A 19,651-nucleotide genomic window follows, 5' to 3' on the forward strand; every position below is an offset into this window, starting at 1 on the left:
TATACCTCTAACTCGCGCAGGTTTCCGGGAAACCTATCATTATTTATTCTGTGTGAACGACGGCGATTTTTTCACGTGGCTTACCGCAGTGACTTAGCCGAAGCTGTGCAGGGTTGGCATAAATTGCAAATGGGGCGGATGCTGAGAGCAGACTCATTCCCAGTATATTATTGCTTTTATCCATCACAGCCACTTCTACGTTAGTGAACCGGCAGTCGGGTCCTAATGACAACGATGAAATGAGGTAGCGATCAACCAGTTTTATCTGGCCGCTGGCCAGCCGTGCCCCCATTGGTTCAGTTTTGGTCACAACATGTCCGCTGCGCCGCAACTTTGCAAAGGTCGACTGATTAAGAACAACCACGGATGATCCGGTATCGATCATAAAACGGGCAGAGATACCCTCTGCCAGTATGCCATCTACGTACAGCGTCTGTGCACTGCTTTGTATAACGGCGACCTTTATCGGAAAGTCCTGTGCGCCGACGTTGGAACAATAGCCTGTAAAAAAGCACATTAATAATAAAATCGTGCGCATATCACGCCCGCCGTCCCGTAAAAACGATGTCAGGAAGAATTGCAATCTACCTGCCAATCGTAACAGTCTGATTTTCATAACTTTTTATGATGCTGCTTAACCAGGCTGCATTATGCTGGTGCATATGTCGCTGATCGCGCTGACAGCTGACTTCCGGGGCTTACCTGATAGCTTTTGTCTATCGTGAGAGAGGGGTGAAATTTAATCAGTGTTTTCAATACATTACTAGGCGTAAATCAGGCCACAAAATGAGGAAAGTATGAAAGGTTTGGTGTTAATGAGCGTGGTTACCAGTGTGCTTTGTTTTGGTGCAAATGCTGCGGAAGCAGGCAACGCGAAGGTACAGGTTGTCGATACTCAGGGAAAGCCGCCATTTAAACGCAAGCTTGTAGATGCGCCGGTTAAGGACGTAGCACAACTTGAAGCAACCGATGTGGTAAAGACGGTAAAAAAACGTGTGGTCGTCAGCTACCAGGGAAAACCACCTTATACACGTCGCACTATCGAGGTGCCGGTGCAGGATATTGCTCAGTTTGAAGATGCAAGTGAGCCAGACAGTGGCGCGTCAAAAAAAGGCTCGCGCCCTCCTTATTCGCGTTAGCCCTCAGACTCAGACCGCAGGTGGGATGCGCAGCCGCGCCCCCTGCTTACCGTCAGTGAGCTGGCGTATTTTTTAGTACATCCGCAATCTCGTGACTGCCATTAAGTTCAGCCAGTTCAATTAGGTATTTTTTCTGTAATTTATCTAAAGCCTGATCGCCCAGTAGTTCTTTGACACGCTGCGTCTCACCGTTGGTGATAGCTGCCTGCAGGCCTTCCATGTTGGCAATAGAATGGTCAGACGTCATAACTCCTCCTTCATGTTGCATTGATGGCTCAATAATAGCTCTGTGCCCTTGTACGTGTGGCGTGGCCAAAACGAGCACTCCGTGCCAGAGACTTAACTCAACCGTGACAGAGCGGTCAGCCTGTACCGCAGCGGAGTAATGCAGGAGACGATCAGTCTGTCAAACGTGCAAAACTGGATTCAACTAAGCGGGGCATCGTGACGTGCTTTTACGCTGTCTAACGGCAATAGGGCATAACGCAATAAAAAGCCCCGGCAAAGCGGGGCGTTTTAATTACGAAAGGCTGTCAGCGGCTTCCATTTCCCGTTCAAGCCGTTTGGTTTCATCTGCACGAGGCTTCGTAAAGCGGGCAAGGGCAAGATACAGCACGGGCGTCAGATACAGCGTAAAGACCACGGCAATACCCAGTCCGCCAAATACAACCCAGCCAATGGCATTGCGCGCTTCCGCGCCCGCACCGGTTGAAAGAATAAGAGGCAGTCCGCCTAAGATTGTTGAAACCAGTGTCATCATGATAGGGCGCAGGCGTACCTTGCCAGCCTCCAGTATTGCATTGTAGACACTGTAGCCCTTATCCCGAAGCTGGTCGGCAAACTCAATCAGCAATATGGCATTTTTCGCCAGCAGGCCAATCAGCATGACCAGTCCAATTTGCGAGTACACGTTAATGGTGGTACCGGTCAGAAACAGTGCATAGATGGCCGCAGCAATGCCAAAGGGCACGGTCAGCATGACCACAATCGCGCTGTTGACGCTTTCAAACTGGGCAGCCAGCACCAGTAGCACGATAACAAAGGCCAGAATGTAGGTCATCATGACCTGCTGAGAGGTTTCCTCGAAGGTCTGTGCTTCACCTAAAAATACCAGGCCGATACCATCTGGTAAGGTGTTAGCCGCAATGCCACGGATCTCCTCGACCACATCACTGAGCGGCACATCCTCCGGCAGATCCATTTCCATCTCGATAGCCCGGCGCTGCGCCTGACGTTCAAGCTCTGCCGCCACACCCTCCTCACTGATGTAGGCGACACTGGATAAGGGGACCAGGTTACCGTCAGTGGATTTAACAAACAGGTTAGTCAGATCTGACGGATTACTGGTACTGCGATTTCGGGTTTGCAGCATAATAGGGATTGCCTGATCGCCCACATTCAGATCTGCGACATCAAACCCATTCACGGCTGCGCGCAGGGTGCGGGAAATGTCATTGAGCGGCACGCCCAGCTCTTCGGCACGGCGACGGTCAATATTGACCCGCATTTGCGGCTGCGTAGGTTCGTAACTGATACGCGGCCGGCCCAGTTCCGGCAAGGCTTTTTCAATCGCTTCAGCAAATTCCAGTGACGCATCATGAATATTGTCATAGGTGTCACCGGTCAGTGCCAGCTCCAGACCGCCGCCCTGACCCCGCAGGTTCAGGCTGTTACCACCAAAGGCATTACCAGGTGCACCGGGAATAGACTGAAGCAGAGGCCTGATTTCATCGACGACTTCCTGCAGTGATTTATCACGATCATCCCAGTGTTCAAGCGGCGCGGTAATAAACACAATGTTGGGGTCCCACTGGCCGACGACGGTATAAATGGAATCGATCGTGTCGTTTTCGACATACGGCAGCAGGATCTCCTCCATTTTCTCCGCCTGGCGATCCATAAAGTTCATGCCGGCGCCATCCGGGCCCCGGGCAAAAATTCGAATAGTACCGCGGTCTTCACTGGGCAGTAATTCATTGTCGATGTTATTAGCAGTAAAGTAAGCACCAATACCGGCAGCGATACACAGCGCGACAACCAGCCAGGCATATTTCAGTGACCATTTAAGGCTACGCTCATAGCCATGCAGCGCGGCGATGCCTAAACGGCCAAAAGTGCGCGTGAACAGCCCGTTTTGCTGGCGCGCTTTGGATTTAAGCGGCAAGCGGGCGGTCAGCGCAGGCACTAATGATAACGCGACGAAGGACGAGATGATTACTGCACCGGCCAGCACGCCGCCGAATTCGCGGAACAGCCTTCCTGCTGTTGACGGTAAAAAAGCAATTGGAATGAATACCGACGCCAGTACAGCGGTGGTTGCCACCACGGCAAAAAACACTTCGCGGGTTCCCAGTACTGCCGCCGCGCGTGCGCCCAGCCCCATGCCCCGGCGACGCTGAATGTTTTCAGATACTACAATCGCATCATCGACAATCATGCCGGTGGCCAGCACCAGGGCCAGCAGGGTGAGGATGTTAATAGAAAAGCCCAACGCCCAGATAATGGCCAGTGCGCCCGCCAGGGAGACAGGGATCGAGACCGCCGGAACGATGGTGGCCCGCCAGGAGCCAATAAACAACAGCAGTGTGACAATCACCAGCATGATAGTCAGACTGAGTGAAATCACCACTTCTTTCACCGAGTCACGGATAAACTCGGCATCATCAGAGGTGACCACAATGTCCATGTCGGTGAAACGCTTATCCAGGTCCCTGACCATGGACAGCACTTCATCAGAAATTTCAATGGTATTCGAACTGGCCTGTCTGATTACACCAAGGCCGATCACCGGCTTGCCGTCCAGGCGCACCACACTGGTGGTATCGGCCGGGCCAAAGAAAACGCTGGCCACATCGCCGACACGGATATCGCCACTGATGACAATACGCTCTACATCTTCGGCGGTGACTGACGTTGCGTCGGCGCGCACAATCAGCGCCTGATCCTGCGACTGTATACTGCCGGCCGGTACATCAAACGGGGCAAGTTCCAGGGCGGCGGAGACGTCGGTCATCGACAGCCCAAAGCTGGTCAGGCGCAGTGGGTCGACCGACACCCGCAACACTCGTTGGCGATCACCACGCAAGCCGACATCTGCGACGCCGGGAATGCTTAAAAACAGTGGCGCAAGGTCGGTATCCACCCGTTCGGTAAGGGTTTCCATGTCCAGCGTGTCGCTCGATACTGCCAGACTGACCACGGCCTGCGCATCATTGTCGGCGCGGATAATGGCCAGTTGCTCAACGTCCTCCGGCAGTTGTCGCTGTACGCGACTGACCGACTCCCGGGTTTCATTGGCGGCATCCTCTAAATTAATACCGGGACGAAATTCGACCCGCACGCGGGCTGAATTTTCTTCACTCTGGGCGTAGATATTTTTAACGCCACTAACCCGCGCTACGGCACCTTCAAGACGACTGGTGACCTCAGCATCGACAGTTTCCGGCGAAGCGCCTGGGTAATTTGCGGTAACGGTAACCGTTGGCGTATCCACATCCGGTAATTCCCGGACTTCCAGCCCGTATAGCGCCGACAGACCGGCAATGGCAATCAGCAGGTTAACAACAACAATCAGTACCGGGCGACGAATCGCCAGTGACGGTAGATCACTGGCCGGTGGCGTTGGCGCACTCATTCTACACTCCGGGCAAGTTCGGTAGTGATAGCCTGACCATCACGCAATTGCTGAATACCTTCGGCAATCAGTGTGTCGCCTTCCTGCAGGTCGCCGGATACCAGGATGGTACCGCGCAAACGCTGATGAACCTGAACATCGACTTTTTTGGCCTGTCCTTTTTCTGCCATCCAGATATATGCGCCGGTAGCGCCCCAGAGTAATGCCGCTTCAGGGATGGCGGCATACTGGTTACCCTGAATCGACAGGTTTACCCTAAAGCTCATGCCCGGACGATATCTGTCGCTGTTGTTATCCAGAACAGCGCGCGCGCGCAGAGTTCGGTCGGCTTCATTGATGCGTGAATCGACCTGGGCAATGTCGGCGTTTAATTCTTTATCACGGTTGGTCCAGGGTTCGAGCGTCACTTTAGGTGAGTCGAGCAATACATTCAGCGACGCTTCCGGTGCGCGAAAATTAACAAACAGTTTGCTGCGATCATCAAGGGTAGTGACGGCGGTTTGCTCGGTAATACGATCGCCCACTTCAACATCGGTCAGGCCGACAACGCCGCTAAACGGTGCTACCAGATGACGGTCTTCCAGATCAGCCCTGGCATCGTCAACATCGACCTTTGCGAGATCGCGCAGAGTCTGTGCATCATCCAGCTGGCTTTCAGGGATTGCCCCCTGTTCATGGCTGTCTTTAAGGCGCTGGTAGGTGCGCTCGGCATCCTCCAGTTGCAGTTTAGCGCGGCGCAGAGCAACCTGCTGTTTCCGGTCATCCAGCCTGATCAGAAGACGGCCCGCCTCGACTGACTGGCCTGGAACAAAATTGACTTCCATTACTTCATCGGCCACCGCCGGGTAGAGTACCACCGAGCGTACGGCCTCGGCGGTGCCCACAGCTTCAACCTGCTTTTGTTCATACTGAAAACGCACGGGCTCGGTGACCACCAGTTTTGCCTGGTTGTCGCCCCCCCACTGCGCGGTGGTATGGAAACTCAATGAACATAACAATGCAGCGCACATCAGCGTGCGTGCAAGCCGGGCTATTCTGCTAACCATAGTGATTGATGATCCTTATACAATTGCCGAAATTAACGCGTTCGACTCTCACCGTTACGGCGAGCTGACCTGGCCGCTTTTTGAACGGGTGTTATTATAATTTCAATTACGGTATGGCATCACACACAGGTCAGGTAAGCAATTGCAGTTCAGCGTACCCGCGATACAGCGTATCGCTTTTCAGCAGCTCATCGTGCGTACCGGTATTTTCAACGCGTCCATTGTCCATCACGATAATCCGATCGACATTCTGAACAGTTGCCAGTCGGTGGGCGATGACCAGTGTAGTGCGCCCCTGCATCAGCGTTTTAAGTGCCTGCTGAACCATTTTCTCACTCATGGCGTCCAGCGCACTGGTCGCCTCGTCCAGTAGCAGGACCGGGCGGTCTGACAAAATTGCCCGCGCAATAGCAATACGCTGGCGTTGTCCGCCAGAAAGTTTGACGCCCCGTTCACCTAACTGGGTATGATATCCCTGATCCAGACGGTCAATAAATTCGTGGGCGAACGATGAACGTGCGGCCTGATGGACTTCCTCATCACTGGCGTCGGGTCGCCCGTAGCGGATATTTTCCAGCACACTGTCGGCAAATACCACCGGTTCCTGCGTGACAATGGCGATTTGTTTGCGTAGCACATCCAGGGGCAGCTGATGAACAGGTACATCGTTGAGCGTTACCTGACCAGCCTGCACATCGTGAAACCGCATGAGCAACTGAAATAACGTCGACTTTCCCGCACCACTGGGGCCGACCAGCGCGACAGTTTCGCCGGCACTGATATGCACAGTGAGGTCATCAAACAACACAGGGGCATCCGGATAAGCAAACTGGATCGCCTCTATATTAATGGCGGGCGGCGAGCGGCGTGAAGAAAGGGATAGCGGCTGACCGACAACGGTCAGTGGATTCTCTGCGCTGAGTAATTCCAGCAAGCGCTCGCTGGCCCCTACACCTCGCTGCACTTCACCAATCACCTCGCTTAAGGTCGCGACACTGCCACCGGCCATCACCGCATAAAACAAAAACGCCGACAACTCGCCGACAGTGATACTGCCGTCGAAAACCTGACGTGCACCGACCCAGGCAATAAACAGCATTGAAACAAGGCTCAGCAACATAATACCGCCAATCAGCAGCGACCGGTAATGTATGCGTTGTTTGGCGGCATCCATCGCGGCTTCAACCCGGGACGAAAACAACCGTGCCTCGTGTTGCTCGGCGGTATACGCCTGCACGGTGGTAATTTCATGCAAGCTCTGATCAATGTGTGAGCCTAAATCTGCAATCCGGTCCTGACTGAGCTTGGCATAACGGCGGACTTTGGGGGCCAGCAGGCGAATAGGTACCAGAACTGCAGGCACTGCAAGCAGTACACAAAAGGTCAGCAGAGGACTGGTAATGGCCATCAGAATCAGTGCACCTATAAAGGTGATAGCTGCACGAATAGCCATCGACAGACTCATCCCGACCACGGTTTGCAGTACTGTGGTGTCACTGGTGAAGCGGGAGATCACTTCACCGGTTCGCATTTGCGCAAAAAACGCTGGCGGGAGGTGAAGAAGGTGATGATAAACCTGCTGACGAATATCGGCACTCACCCGTTCACCCAGCCAGGTCATCAGATAAAAACGGGCATAGGTGGCGAGTGCGGCGATCACGCAAATAGCCAGCACGCCCAGTGTAGCCTGATTCAGACTCTCAGGGTTGCTGGCAATCAGGCCGCTATCAACGGCATAGCGGATCCCCTGACCCAGCAACAGCCAGGCGCCGGCCGCCACAAGCAGTGCGATGCAGGCGCCCCACACCCGCCGTTTATAAGCGGACAAGTGGCCAGCCAGCCAGCGTATGACGGCAGTAGTAGTAATGGAAGATTGCGTCACAAAAAAGCCCTGAATTGCGCGTAAAGTGAGAATGTTACCCCACACCATAACGATATACAGCGGGAATTGGTTTTTGTTTGCGACCGCAGTACGTGAATACGGGATTAAACTACCCCTGAACTAAACAGTTAAAGCCGGGATAACACTTGCATTCACAGGTCAGATACGTATAATTCGGCGGCCTTCTGTTGGGCGCACATTTTATGTACGTCCAGATGAAGGTAAGTTAACGGTAACGCTACAACGAGTTTGAGGCATTTATGGTTACTATTCGTTTACAGCGTGGTGGCGCGAAAAAGCGTCCATTTTATCAACTAGTGGTGGCTGATAGCCGTCGCCAGAGAGACGGACGTTTCATCGAAAACGTTGGTTTCTTCAACCCAACTGCTCAGGGTCAGGAAGAGCGTCTACGTGTAGACCTTGACCGCATCGATTACTGGGTAGGTGTTGGCGCACAACCTTCAGAGCGCGTAGCTAGTCTGGTAAAAGAAGCAAAAAAAGCAGCAGCGTAAGCTGATTGCACAGGTGGGTATAGATGAGTCAAGCGTCTGACAAAGTGGTAGTTGGCAAAATCGGCGCGCCGTATGGCGTAAAAGGTTGGGTCAAAATCAACAGCTATACCGAAACACCGGACGGGATATTTGATTATGCTCCCTGGTTACTCAGTGGGGATAAAGAATATCACGTCGACCAGTGGCGTTTTCATGGCAAATCCATGGTCGCGAAAATACAGGGTGTGGAGACACGGGATGATGCTGAGCGCATCAAGAACCTGGATATCACCATACTCACCTCGCAGTTACCCGATTTAGGGGATGAGGGCGTGTATTGGCGTGAGCTGACCGGAATGAAAGTGATGACAACAGAAGGGTATGACCTTGGCGTTGTCAGAGAAGTTTTTAATAACGGTGCCAATGATGTGATTCAGGTAAAAGCCAACCTGAACGACGCCTATGGTCAGAAAGAGCGGTTGCTGCCGTTTGTGTTCGACGAGGTCGTGCACACGGTGGACAAAGAACAAAAGGTCATTACGGTTGACTGGGATCCGGGGTTTTAAGTGACACCGGCTAAGTGGTTCGGGGTCGTCACCCTGTTTCCGGAAATGTTCGCACCATTTACGCAGCAGGGCGTAACCGGGCGGGCAGTAAAATCCGGCAAGGTAGCACTCGACACCTTTAACCCACGCGACCATACCTTTGATCGTCATCGTACTGTCGATGATCGCCCCTACGGAGGCGGACCCGGCATGCTGATGATGGTCGAACCGCTTGAAGGCGCAATTAAGGCCGCTCGCGAAGCGGGTGGCGAAAATGCAAAAGTGGTTTACCTGTCACCGCAGGGTACACCGCTTGACCAGTCAGGCGTTCAGCGTCTGGCGCAGTCAGACCGCACAATTTTATTGTGTGGCCGTTATGAAGGCATTGACGAGCGCGTAATTGAGCGCCATGTGGACGAGGAAATCTCCATTGGTGATTACGTGTTAAGCGGCGGCGAACTGCCGGCCATGGTCCTGATGGACGCGGTGGCCAGACTGGTACCAGGCGTACTGGGGCATAAAGCATCTGCGGTTGAAGATTCCTTTACTGACGGTCTTCTGGACTGCCCGCATTATACGCGGCCAGAAGTGCTGGATGGTCAGGCTGTACCCAGTGTGTTGTTAAGTGGTGATCACGAAAAAATTAGGCAGTGGCGATTAACGCAGTCTTTATTGAGAACCTGGCAGCGTCGCCCTGAGTTGTTTCAACACCTAGCTCTGACTGAGGAGCAACAGCGATTATTTGATGAAATCACATCGCTGTCGCGGCAAGATGACAGTTAACTAGGACGAGAGGATATGATGAGTAAAGTCAGTCAAGATATCATCAAAAAAATCGAGCAAGCACAGCTCAAATCTGATGTGCCTGAGTTTGGTCCAGGCGATACAGTAAGTGTTAAAGTGCGTGTTACTGAAGGTGATAAAGAACGTCTTCAGGCTTATGAAGGTGTTGTTATTGCTAAACGTAACCGTGGCCTTCACTCGTCTTTTACCGTACGTAAAACATCTAGCGGCGAAGGCGTAGAACGTGTGTTCCAGACACACAGCCCGGCAGTTTCTTCTATTGAAGTGAAACGTCGTGGTGCGGTTCGTCGTGCTAAGCTTTACTACTTGCGTGAGCGTTCAGGTAAATCTGCACGCATCAAAGAAAAGCTTAACTAAGATTACTAATCCCTGCGTTATCGTTAACTTCAGAAAGCCCGCTTTATGCGGGCTTTTTTGTGTCCATTTGTTCATGTCTAAATGCTTTTGCTTGCCTATAGAGTAAAGTAATATAACGCAGCGCTTGCGCCTTTAGTTTTAAATTGATAAAAAGTCAATACGCCTGAAAAATAACGAATAGTAAGGGTGTAAATATTTAGTTACATTCTTCCGCTGGCCGTTTAGAAACACGCTAGCCAAAACAATCCAGAGAACACTATGATTAAGGACACAGTCAATAACCTGCACATCAGTACTGAAGATGTGCTAATTACTCCCGAAGCACTCAGCCAGGAGTTGCCCATTTCTGATACCGCGCAGGCAGCCATTAAGCGCTCGCGGCGCACGGTGTCAGACATTATTCATCGTCGCGATCATCGCATGCTGGTGGTATGCGGGCCTTGCTCCATCCACGACATTGAGGCAGCCAAGGAGTATGCGCTGCGTCTGAAAGAGTTGCACGAAGCCTGCAAAGACACGTTGTTTCTGGTGATGCGTGTTTACTTTGAAAAGCCGCGCACCACGGTAGGCTGGAAAGGCCTGATTAATGATCCGCACTTAGATGGTACCTTTGACATCGAAGCCGGACTCCGCAAAGCCCGTGAACTGCTTATCTGGCTTGCCGAGCTGGAACTGCCGGTGGCGACCGAAGCGCTGGATCCAATCAGCCCGCAGTACCTGGCTGAATTGTTCAGCTGGAGCGCGATTGGCGCGCGTACGTCTGAATCGCAGACCCACCGCGAAATGGCCAGTGGTTTGTCGATGCCGGTTGGCTTTAAAAACGGCACCGATGGCAGCCTGGATATTGCCATCAATGCACTGAAGTCAGCGGCCTCCGGTCACCGTTTTATGGGAATCAACAAGCAGGGGCAGGTGAGCATTATTGGCACCAGCGGGAACCCTGACGGACACATAATTCTGCGCGGCGGCAAGCAACCCAACTACGATTCTGTGTGTGTATCAGAGTGTGAAGCAGAAATGCACCAGGCAGGATTAAGTGCCGGATTGCTGGTCGATTGCAGTCACGCGAACTCCTTTAAGGACTACCGCCGTCAGCCTCTGGTCGCACAAAACGTGGTAAACCAGATTTTAGAAGGAAATCAGTCTATCATTGGAGTAATGCTGGAAAGCCATATCTATGCGGGCAACCAAAAGGCTGACGGTAAAACTCCTGAAGAGCTGGAATTTGGTATTTCCATCACTGATGGCTGCATTGACTGGGCTACCACCGAAAACCTGATCCTGCAAACCCGGGATAAGCTGATCACAGTGCTGCCTATGCGTCAGAACAAACGCATTGATGTAGCCTGAGTGAATGACGAAAGGATAACAACATACTTATGACGGACTACCGGCAGCAGTTATCAACGCTGCGCGACGGCATTGATGAGATAGACACGCAACTGGTTGACCTACTGGCCAGACGCAGTGCGCTGACGACAAAAGTTGGTGAGGTTAAAGCTCAGGCCGGTATGCCCGTGTACGTTCCCGAACGGGAGCGATCACTGATTGAATCCCGGCGTCAGGAAGCCCGGCAAACCGGCGTTTCACCTGATCTGGTGGAAGACTTGCTAAGGCGTATTATGCGCGAGTCCTATCACACGCAGAACAACCGTTACCGCTGCATCAATCCGGCCATTGGCCGGGTTGTCGTCATTGGTGGGGAAGGGGCGCTGGGCAGTGTGTTGGTCGGGCTGTTCGAGCGAAGTGACTATCAAGTCGATATTGTTGAGGAGCCGCACTGGCAGGATGGCCGTGCCGCTGAGGTCTTAAAAACAGCCGATGTGGTCATTGTTGCCGTGCCTATCAATGTTACTGAGTCGGTGATTGCACAGCTATCGATGTTGCCAGCACACTGTGTCCTGGCTGATATTACCAGTATCAAAGCCAAACCTTTAGCCGCCATGATGAAGGTGCACAGCGGACCGGTAGTTGGCTTGCACCCAATGTTCGGGCCGGACGCGCCAGGGATGATAAAGCAGGTGGTGGTCGTATGTGATGGCCGGGATGAGGCTGCCTACGCGTGGCTGCTTGACCAGATGCGCATATGGGGCGCCTCAATCCATCACTCAACCGCGGATGAGCACGACCAGGCCATGGCCTACATTCAGGTTATGCGCCATTTCAACACATTCGTATACGGGCAGCACCTGCGCGAAGAAAACCCTGATCTTGAAACGCTTACCGTATTTAGCTCACCCATCTATCGGCTGGAGCTGGCGATGGTCGGCAGGCTTTTCGCTCAGGCACCGGAACTGTATGCCGATATCATCTTCAACAATCCCGATAATGTGGCATTGTTACGGCGTTTCCACCGTCGCTTCGGACTGGCGCTGGATATGCTGGAGCGCGGCGACAAGCGTGATTTTATCAAGCAATTTCTTACCGCCGGCGCATGGTTTGGTAGTTATGCAAAAACCTGCCTCGTTGACAGCAAACAGTTATTGCTCAAAGCGGATGATGGGCACCTGTTAAGAAAGTAGCCAAGGCTCAGGTAATCATCGGAACTGCGGCATCCGTCATTCAGAGAACCGACGGATGTCACTTCACAAAACATTCGTTTGCTGGTCGCTATTGTCGATAATGATAGTGTGGTTGAACGCGACTATTTTCAGCGACTGTGCACTTACGCGCCATTCAGCCTGCTGACTTTGAACTGTTATCGGCATACCTTTGGTTTTTTTGACACGCCTCTTGCCAACGGGACTACCAGCGATACTGCGTATCGCGCGTCCGCGTCTGATGGTTTATGATTCGCTCACTGGATTTCACATACACTGTGTAAACATTGCATTTTTTTAACCCTGTCAGGTAGCAGCTGGTTAAACATTGTACTATTTATTGCGTAAAAATGACACAACACATACATTCGCTGTAATGAGTGTGCTGCTGTGTAAAGCAGGTGAGATAAGGGGCGCTGCGTAGTCATGGTGTTTGTCAGCCAGTTATATCTCACGATTTTTTAGAAAAAGGAGTGGGTTATGCTACGTCATTATTACATTACCAAAGATCTCGATACGCTGGAAAAAATAGAGTCGGCGCTCGAAGCTAAGGGAGTACACACACCCCAGTTTCACGTATTAAGCGAACAGGATGCAGAAGTAGAGAGGCATCACCTCCACGCGATTGAAGCGGTACTGAAAAAAGATGTCGTTCGTTCAACAATCATTGGTGCCATTTACGGCGTGATTGGTGCTGCACTCATCATTGGCACGGCTTACTTTACAGGCTGGTATACCAGTCCTGCGGGCTGGTTGCCGTTTGCATTTCTGGCAATTGTGATCCTCGGGTTTTGTACCTGGGAAGGAGGCTTGATTGGCATACAGGTACCTAATCGTCAGTTTAAACGCTTTCAAAAATTGTTAAGTCGCGGGAAACACGTATTTTTCGTCGATTTTGACCCGCAGCAAAAGGCGCGGATCGAGCAGGTGACTGCAGAACAATCCAGGCTTAAATTTGCTGGTACTGGCGACGCAACGCCGACGTGGGTAGTCAAAGGCCAGGAGAAATTTCAGCACTTTATGAAGTCGATGCCGTAGGATGTGTATAGTGAGGGCATAAACGTGTTCATTGTGCGTTTATGCCAACTGTAATGGTGTGACCAGGGTGTCTGATGGCGCCACGTTAACCAATAACCACACTTCCAGGTGCTGTCCAGTCCGGGCGCAGTCCATCGCGTTAAAGGAATAGGTCATGCTTCTCAGACATTTCAATCGCTGGAAGAGTTCTGGTCTTTGCTAGCCTGGCTGTTCAGTCAAAAACGGGGCTGTCTCTTCAGAAGGTTTGTAGCAAAATACCTGGTTGCGGCCTTCATGTTTACTGCGATACAGCGCGGTATCGGCTTTCGCATATAACTCATCGAAACTATAGCCACAGGTGTCTGTATCGGTAACACCAAAGCTTGCGGTGATTTTAAACGTTACGCCAGACTCTGACGTATCGATGGCTGCTATTGTACTGCGGCAGTCTTCGGCGAGTAGTCTGGCTTTTGTCAGGGCACAGCCCGGTAACAGCACCGCAAACTCTTCCCCGCCCATACGACCAATAATATCCTGTTGCCGGCATACAGACTGAATCGCTTTAATAACCGCCTGCAATGTCCAGTCGCCAACCTGATGACCGTACGTGTCATTGATATTCTTAAATAAATCCAAATCAAATATGACAAATCCGAGGCTCTGGCCTGTTCGCTCATGATAGCGAAGGCTAGAGTCGGCAAGCGTAGTAAAATAATGCCGGTTCGCTATACCTGTAAGGTTATCTGTTTGTGCCTGACTGCGCAGTTTTTTGTGCATTTTACGGTTTATCAGTACCCAGACCAGGATCAGGCCACTTAACAACAGCAGCACAGCAATTAACAGCCGGCTGTTCTGAAGTTCTTCAGTTCTCAGCTGTGCCGCCGTTATCAGCAGTGAGTTTTGTTTATCCAGAATGTTTATCTGGCTTTCTTTTGCCTGTAAATTGCTTTTGGCCTGAAGTGCCGCGAGTCGATTCAGTCGGGTGTCATCCAGATTCGCTTTTTCGAGCTCTGCGAAACGTTTGTAAGTGCGATAGGCATCGTCAGTCTGACCACGTTGTTCATGTATTTTGTAAAGGACCTCAAATGCTTCGATGCGGGGTCTGGCCGCGCCCATCTTGCCAGAAATAGCGATTGCCTGTTGCGCTGCATCTTCAGCTTTTTCGAGGTTGTCGGTCATAAAATAGAGGGTTGCAGATATTGCCTGGTAGTCGACTTGTAAGCGTGGATAGCGGACAGTATCGAACAACGTCTGGTACGACTGCAGCAGCGTCAGTGCGCCATCAGTGTCACCCTGTGACAGCATATACCGTGCTTTGAATACCAGTGTCAGGCCAGTTGCAACAGGCTCATTCGCGCTCTCACACGCTGCGATAGCCTGGTCAAACAGGCGGTTATCCGAAATCGTATCGAGATGATAATGGGCTTCAACGACCAGATTCCTGGTGAAACAAACCAGACGTGGCAGCGTGATATTCTTCAGTGCCTGCTGCGCGGCCACCAGTGCGGCGTCATCGTCCGCAGCCTGGTTAAAAAATATGGCTTTCGCGATGAGGATCTGTGAACGCAGCTCATCGCTGACTTCTGAAAGAAGTGGAAAAAGCGCGTTGATAAGCTCATAGCCTTGCTCATAGTCGCGTTTAACAGCGAACATATTCAGCAATGCGGTAGTGGTCTGGACTTTCAGGTGTTTGTCATCTGTACCGTCGATAACGTACCGGTATTTTTCTATGGCACTGTCAATATCACCACTAAACCCTGCCCGATAACCCTGCAGATACGCGTAGTGATAATGCTCGGCACGGGTAAACGTAGATTGCTGTTTTTTCAGGCTATCCAGCGTACGGGCAAATTCCGCCGGATCGCTGCTTTTAACGGCTTCCGCGTCAGAAAGAATTTGCTGTATGCTGCGCTCTTCAGCACTCACCGGCATCAGTACGCTGATACCGGTGAATACAATAGCCAGAATAGTGAACCGCACAGTGATAATACCTAGTGGGCAGAGGTACTTCCAACTGAGGTGGCGTCGTCTTTTTCCGACTCCTGTTCTTGTTCATCGTCCTCAGGTAACATCAGGCACCACAGCTTGCCAGTATCAGCGATGTGGTTAATATCAGCGTCTGCAAGCAGCATGTCTCTTGCACTTCCTGATTGAAGTGATGCATCGGCGCCAAGCATTTCCAACAGTTTAACTTTGGTCATTAGTATTCCCTTTGAGTGACAAAATTTTAATTACACGGTTTGTTTACTGAGTGTACTGTGGTTATATAAAATTGTTAATCATTAATAACGGTGAGCGTAAGGGCAGGGGTCAGTGTGCGCCACGACCCGATGGCGATTAACCGAACCAGGACATTTTACTGTTTTATGACCTGGCCTGCTGCCGAATGGCAAGATGCTCGCTCTGCGTAATTGTGGCTTCAAGACAATGGCGGCCTGCGTGATCTTTGTGAGCGGGAAAAACTGTGAAGCCTATGCCTTCAACCAGTCGTTGCGTCGCCAGGTGAGTGCAATCAAACAGCGCGTTAATGCGCTCAAGGCCAAGGTGTGTAAAGCCATAATCAACAAGCCCGCCAAGTGCCTTCCCGGCAATCCTTCTGCCGTTCGCGAAGGGATACAGCATGATCCCAATTTCTGCGACGGTTGGCGCATTGCTGTGACGGATTAACATCTGGATGCCAGCATCATTCCCCGTGTCATTACTGATTACCCAAACACGCTTTCGCCATGGGGTCTGTTCATTCTGCCTCAGCGCATTTGTGAACGCAGTCTCTGCCTGTGACAGCGTTAAAGGCTGAGCGATCTTTCTCATTACTTTTGGCGACATATAGAGCTGACAGTAGGTATCTTTGTGCTCAGACCTAAGCAATTGGCAGTAATGTGCTTCTATATGAAATCTCACCGATTAACGCCTTTCCTGCTGGGTCAGTGCGTCCAGGCGCGCACGCATAGATTGGTTAGGCGCTGGCTTTCGAGACGGCGGAATGACCAGTGTGGTGTGCTGATGGATGGTCGCATTCGCCAGGTTCTCCAGCCTTAGCCATTCAATGCGGTAGCTGTCCACTGGCAACACTCTGGCCTCGTAGAGTGCAACGTTATGCTGGGGAGGGTAATCGTTACATAACACCTCAACCAGCAGTTCTCGATACTCAGCGGTAGTGACAAACTTTTCCCGACTGACATCGCCTGCAACACCGACCTGCCACACGATAAGGTAACCAGCGGTGTCCAGAGTGCGTTCAAACAGCATAAGCTGACTGGCTTCCAGGTGCTGACAGCCCATTTTGCCCGGATCAATCCCCATGTCTGCAAACAGGCAGTCTTCCGCGGAGATGCCCGGTAACATGTCGGCCCGGTATCCTTGCTGGCGCGCCTCTTCGATGACTTTGTGCGGGGCCCAGGCAAATACACCTGGGTGTCCGTAGAAGGCACCAACAACCTGCTTCCCGTCTCTTACCGCCGCCAGCATGGTATCGACCATCTGTCTGTAGGTCTGCGAACGGTTTTTTCCTTCTTCATAAAAGCACTGAAGCGATGTGACCGCGTCATTCATCGACATGATCCACTCTTCAACGTAACGGTTCGAAACATTACAAAATACTACGTCAGCCTGTTCAATATAACTGCGGGCAATAGGGGTGATATGCGCGCCAAGCGTCATCCCGACGCCAACGCATACAATACTGCCACTTTTATTGGTATGAGATTGATGTGACATGTTACCTCTGATCCTTTTCAGAGCAGGAAAAAACGTGTGAAGTAATTAACTTTGCACATGTACAGGTGGCCGCAAGGCTGTAAACCAAAAACAGCCAGTATTGCCAGTGGCACGTGTAATTGGTGTGTCGTAATGATTCACCCATAGCAGCCCAGGAATGCCACCTGCATCAACAATACAGCCACACAATTACGCGTTGTGCAAACGCCACTGATACTGCATTATGTGCCGTGTCAGTGGGAGGTAGTATCCCTTCCGGTTATTCTGCCAGCGCGCTTGCTGCAGCCACTTTGGTGGGGCTGATTTCCTCGCTCGGGTAGCAGCCCAGAACTTTTATATAACGGGTAATATCTTTTAATGCAGCAAGTGCATTTTGAACCGGACCATCGGCCACATTACCCTCAACGTCCAGATAAAACATCTCTTCCCAGGGGTTACCGGGCATCGGGCGCGACTCCAGTTTGGTCATATTGATGTTATTGTTTTTCAGTACCGTCAACGCTTCAACCAGTGAGCCAGGCTTCTGTACCGTCGACATCACCAGCGTGGTTTTGGCTGGAATTTGCAAGGGCACGGAAACCGCCTGACGGGCAACCACAATAAACCGGCTGTGGTTTTCTTTCTGATTGGCCAGGTTTGATTTTATTGCAATGAGTCCATACAGGTTACCGCCCGCCTCGCTGCCAATAGCGGCCACATCATCCCGCTGCAGCTCGCTGACCATCAGCATCGCTGAAGACGTACTGTCCATGGTTTTTACTTCCACATTCCCCAGCTCGGCGAGAAAGTGGCTGCACTGCGTAAATACCTGTGGGTGCGCGTACAGTGTCTTTATTTTTTCCAGGCTGGTGGTGGTGGCGGTAAGCAGGGTATGACGAATCGGGTGGGTCAGTTCGCCAATAATGCTTAACTCGGTGTGCTGGAGCTGATCATAGACCTCATTAATGCTACCGGAGGTGGTATTTTCGATGGGCAGTACTGCATAGTCTGCTTCGCCATTTTCTACTTTGTGCACTACTTCTGAAAAGCTCTGACACCCCAATTCGAGTAATTCGCCGGGGCGACGGGAAAAGTACTTTTGTGTCGCCAGATAAGAGTAAGAACCTTTATCCCCCAAAAACGCCACACGGTTAAGGGGCAGGGCGCTGCCCGGATTGGCCCGCTCAGCCAGCATGGCCTGCTGATTCAGTACGGAATCTTCAATAATTACATGAAACAACTGTGTTACGTAGTGGGGATCCAGCCCCAGTGCCTTGCCCTTTTTAATCAGGCTGATAAGCAGCTGTTCTTCACGTTTCTGGTCGCGCACCGGAATATGATGGGCAATTTTGGTCTCGGCGACATCATTGGTCAGGGTGCGACGCTCGGATATAAGCGCAAGCAACTGCTCATCAACGGCAGAAATCTTTTCCCTGAGTACCTGTAATGCTTGATCTGACATGGTGTTCTCACTGGCTTTGGCAAAAAAAAACCTCCCGGTCGGGAGGTTTTACTGCACGCGCGCGCCTCCCTTATATGCAGGACATAAAGAAAAACGAAAAAATGCGACGTGCTTGTATTGTTTTCATACGCTGACTGTATTCGCCACAGGTATAACTGTCAACTGAATATTACAGGTTGTCATGCGTTTTATTGTGGCAAATGTTTACTTTTTTTACTTTTGTGTTAGTTGCCGAGCAGCGCTGCCAGCATGGCCCGCACTTCGGTGGGCTCAAACGGTTTGTCACACAGGGCATTAACGCCGGTTTGCTGAATATTGGACATATGCGCACTGTTTGCCGACTCTGATGTCACCATAATAATCGGAATATGGGTGGTTTCAGGGTTAAAGCGAATAAATTCAGACAGTTCGCGGCCGTCCATTTCCGGCATATTGTAGTCGGTCACCACCAGGTCAAAGGACTCATCTTTGATGAACGTGAGTGCCATCGCGCCGTTTTCTGCTTCCTGAATACGTTTCAGGCCCATGCCTTCCAGTACCCGGCGAATGTGGTTACGCGCCAGCTTGCTGTCGTCGACCAGTAGTACCCGCACTTCCTGAATATCAAACAAGTCAAGATCAAGTTCATCATGATTGATCAAATCAAGGCTGGCATTCAGCGCGCGTGACAAATGCAAAGGTTCAAAGGGTTTAGGCAAAATAGCCGCAACTCCGGCCTGTTTAAATTCTTCCAGCTTGGACAGGCGGTTCTCGCTGCTCACCAGCATAAACGGAATGGCATTAAACTCGTCGGATTCTTTTAGGTATTTCAGCAGCTCCAGGGCGGTGCCATCCTCAAAATACATGGCACTGACAATCAAATCAGCACCGTGGGTCTTTAACGCAGCCTTTGCTTCTGCAACTGTACTGACAGGATCAATCTCCTTCACCTTTTCTTTCAGCAGCAGGGTAGTAATAATTTTGCGCTGGGTGTCAGAAGGTTCAATTAAAACGATATGTAGGTCAGGAATAGACAGCTTATCCATTTATTCACTCTTT

General features: G+C 51.3%; 19 protein-coding genes. 8 read left to right on the forward strand and 11 right to left on the reverse strand.

Translation table 11 applies throughout. The features are described 5' to 3' along the window. Nucleotides 1–43: 43 nt before the first annotated feature. Nucleotides 44–538 carry a retropepsin-like aspartic protease gene (locus IE054_RS01700; protein ID WP_189403354.1) on the reverse strand — a complete coding sequence of 165 codons (495 nt, stop codon included), beginning with the start codon at nt 536–538 and terminating at the stop codon, nt 44–46. Nucleotides 539–797: 259 nt separating this feature from the next. On the opposite strand from IE054_RS01700, the gene IE054_RS01705 reads away from it, so the two are divergent. Next, nucleotides 798–1,139, forward strand: coding sequence for a hypothetical protein (locus tag IE054_RS01705; protein ID WP_189403355.1), 342 nt, complete (start codon nt 798–800; stop codon nt 1,137–1,139). A gap of 52 nt (nt 1,140–1,191) precedes the next feature. Here IE054_RS01705 and IE054_RS01710 read toward each other — a convergent pair whose 3' ends face one another. The 4 genes from IE054_RS01710 to IE054_RS01725 form a co-directional block, all read right to left on the reverse strand. Next, nucleotides 1,192–1,386, reverse strand: coding sequence for a hypothetical protein (locus tag IE054_RS01710; RefSeq protein WP_189403356.1), 195 nt, complete (start codon nt 1,384–1,386; stop codon nt 1,192–1,194). A gap of 273 nt (nt 1,387–1,659) precedes the next feature. Further along, nucleotides 1,660–4,773 (reverse strand): efflux RND transporter permease subunit, encoded by a 3,114-nt coding sequence (locus IE054_RS01715; RefSeq protein WP_189403357.1) that lies wholly within the window; start codon nt 4,771–4,773, stop codon nt 1,660–1,662. After that, on the reverse strand, nt 4,770–5,819 hold the full coding sequence (locus IE054_RS01720) for an efflux RND transporter periplasmic adaptor subunit (RefSeq protein ID WP_189403358.1): 1,050 nt from the start codon (nt 5,817–5,819) through the stop codon (nt 4,770–4,772). Before IE054_RS01720 ends, IE054_RS01715 begins: the two co-directional genes overlap by 4 nt. A 130-nt stretch (nt 5,820–5,949) precedes the next feature. Then, nucleotides 5,950–7,701: an ABC transporter transmembrane domain-containing protein gene (locus tag IE054_RS01725; protein ID WP_229804964.1), complete on the reverse strand. Its 1,752-nt coding sequence runs from the start codon at nt 7,699–7,701 to the stop codon at nt 5,950–5,952. A 260-nt stretch (nt 7,702–7,961) separates the two neighbouring features. Here IE054_RS01725 and rpsP point away from each other — a divergent pair, with 260 nt between their 5' ends. The 7 genes from rpsP to IE054_RS01760 all read left to right on the forward strand — a co-directional run bounded on the left by rpsP (nt 7,962) and on the right by IE054_RS01760 (nt 13,476). Further along, entirely contained in the window at nt 7,962–8,213 is a 252-nt protein-coding gene (gene rpsP / locus IE054_RS01730; RefSeq protein ID WP_189403360.1) for a 30S ribosomal protein S16, read from the forward strand. A 23-nt stretch (nt 8,214–8,236) separates the two neighbouring features. After that, a complete protein-coding gene (gene rimM, locus IE054_RS01735; protein ID WP_189403361.1) occupies nt 8,237–8,758 on the forward strand; it encodes a ribosome maturation factor RimM in 522 nt (173 codons plus the stop codon). Continuing rightward, nucleotides 8,759–9,520, forward strand: coding sequence for a tRNA (guanosine(37)-N1)-methyltransferase TrmD (gene trmD, locus IE054_RS01740; protein WP_189403362.1), 762 nt, complete (start codon nt 8,759–8,761; stop codon nt 9,518–9,520). A gap of 18 nt (nt 9,521–9,538) precedes the next feature. Next, nucleotides 9,539–9,898 carry a 50S ribosomal protein L19 gene (gene rplS, locus IE054_RS01745; protein ID WP_189403775.1) on the forward strand — a complete coding sequence of 120 codons (360 nt, stop codon included), beginning with the start codon at nt 9,539–9,541 and terminating at the stop codon, nt 9,896–9,898. Nucleotides 9,899–10,156: 258 nt separating this feature from the next. After that, the gene (locus IE054_RS01750; protein ID WP_189403363.1) at nt 10,157–11,248 is read left to right on the forward strand and encodes a 3-deoxy-7-phosphoheptulonate synthase; all 1,092 of its coding nucleotides are present in this window, start codon (nt 10,157–10,159) and stop codon (nt 11,246–11,248) included. 29 nt (nt 11,249–11,277) lie between these two features. After that, nucleotides 11,278–12,420 carry a bifunctional chorismate mutase/prephenate dehydrogenase gene (gene tyrA, locus IE054_RS01755; protein WP_189403364.1) on the forward strand — a complete coding sequence of 381 codons (1,143 nt, stop codon included), beginning with the start codon at nt 11,278–11,280 and terminating at the stop codon, nt 12,418–12,420. 498 nt (nt 12,421–12,918) lie between these two features. Then, on the forward strand, nt 12,919–13,476 hold the full coding sequence (locus IE054_RS01760) for an NAD/FAD-utilizing enzyme (protein WP_189403365.1): 558 nt from the start codon (nt 12,919–12,921) through the stop codon (nt 13,474–13,476). A 198-nt stretch (nt 13,477–13,674) separates the two neighbouring features. On the opposite strand, the gene IE054_RS01765 is transcribed toward IE054_RS01760, so the two are convergent. From IE054_RS01765 to IE054_RS01790, 6 genes are all read right to left on the reverse strand, one after another. Further along, nucleotides 13,675–15,435 carry a sensor domain-containing diguanylate cyclase gene (locus IE054_RS01765; protein WP_189403366.1) on the reverse strand — a complete coding sequence of 587 codons (1,761 nt, stop codon included), beginning with the start codon at nt 15,433–15,435 and terminating at the stop codon, nt 13,675–13,677. A gap of 11 nt (nt 15,436–15,446) precedes the next feature. After that, entirely contained in the window at nt 15,447–15,656 is a 210-nt protein-coding gene (locus IE054_RS01770; RefSeq protein ID WP_189403367.1) for a hypothetical protein, read from the reverse strand. A gap of 163 nt (nt 15,657–15,819) precedes the next feature. Beyond that, on the reverse strand, nt 15,820–16,356 hold the full coding sequence (locus tag IE054_RS01775) for a GNAT family N-acetyltransferase (RefSeq protein ID WP_189403368.1): 537 nt from the start codon (nt 16,354–16,356) through the stop codon (nt 15,820–15,822). A 3-nt stretch (nt 16,357–16,359) separates the two neighbouring features. Beyond that, nucleotides 16,360–17,172, reverse strand: coding sequence for an SAM-dependent methyltransferase (locus IE054_RS01780; protein WP_189403369.1), 813 nt, complete (start codon nt 17,170–17,172; stop codon nt 16,360–16,362). Between the two features lie 259 nt (nt 17,173–17,431). Further along, entirely contained in the window at nt 17,432–18,613 is a 1,182-nt protein-coding gene (gene pheA / locus IE054_RS01785; protein WP_189403370.1) for a prephenate dehydratase, read from the reverse strand. Nucleotides 18,614–18,837: 224 nt separating this feature from the next. Beyond that, nucleotides 18,838–19,638, reverse strand: coding sequence for a response regulator (locus IE054_RS01790; RefSeq protein ID WP_189403371.1), 801 nt, complete (start codon nt 19,636–19,638; stop codon nt 18,838–18,840). Between the last annotated feature and the right edge of the window lie 13 nt (nt 19,639–19,651).

Origin of the sequence: Alteromonas halophila (genome assembly GCF_014651815.1) — a bacterium.
In the GTDB taxonomy this organism is placed as follows: Bacteria; Pseudomonadota; Gammaproteobacteria; order Enterobacterales; family Alteromonadaceae; genus Alteromonas; species Alteromonas halophila.

Coding starts and splice junctions, on each gene's coding strand:
- IE054_RS01700 (WP_189403354.1), bottom strand. CDS start 538: ATGCGCACGATTTTATTATTAATGTGCTTTTTTACAGGCTATTGTTCC.
- IE054_RS01705 (WP_189403355.1), top strand. CDS start 798: ATGAAAGGTTTGGTGTTAATGAGCGTGGTTACCAGTGTGCTTTGTTTT.
- IE054_RS01710 (WP_189403356.1), bottom strand. CDS start 1,386: ATGACGTCTGACCATTCTATTGCCAACATGGAAGGCCTGCAGGCAGCT.
- IE054_RS01715 (WP_189403357.1), bottom strand. CDS start 4,773: ATGAGTGCGCCAACGCCACCGGCCAGTGATCTACCGTCACTGGCGATT.
- IE054_RS01720 (WP_189403358.1), bottom strand. CDS start 5,819: ATGGTTAGCAGAATAGCCCGGCTTGCACGCACGCTGATGTGCGCTGCA.
- rpsP (WP_189403360.1), top strand. CDS start 7,962: ATGGTTACTATTCGTTTACAGCGTGGTGGCGCGAAAAAGCGTCCATTT.
- rimM (WP_189403361.1), top strand. CDS start 8,237: ATGAGTCAAGCGTCTGACAAAGTGGTAGTTGGCAAAATCGGCGCGCCG.
- rplS (WP_189403775.1), top strand. CDS start 9,539: ATGAGTAAAGTCAGTCAAGATATCATCAAAAAAATCGAGCAAGCACAG.
- IE054_RS01750 (WP_189403363.1), top strand. CDS start 10,157: ATGATTAAGGACACAGTCAATAACCTGCACATCAGTACTGAAGATGTG.
- tyrA (WP_189403364.1), top strand. CDS start 11,278: ATGACGGACTACCGGCAGCAGTTATCAACGCTGCGCGACGGCATTGAT.
- IE054_RS01760 (WP_189403365.1), top strand. CDS start 12,919: ATGCTACGTCATTATTACATTACCAAAGATCTCGATACGCTGGAAAAA.
- IE054_RS01770 (WP_189403367.1), bottom strand. CDS start 15,656: ATGACCAAAGTTAAACTGTTGGAAATGCTTGGCGCCGATGCATCACTT.
- IE054_RS01780 (WP_189403369.1), bottom strand. CDS start 17,172: ATGTCACATCAATCTCATACCAATAAAAGTGGCAGTATTGTATGCGTT.
- pheA (WP_189403370.1), bottom strand. CDS start 18,613: ATGTCAGATCAAGCATTACAGGTACTCAGGGAAAAGATTTCTGCCGTT.
- IE054_RS01790 (WP_189403371.1), bottom strand. CDS start 19,638: ATGGATAAGCTGTCTATTCCTGACCTACATATCGTTTTAATTGAACCT.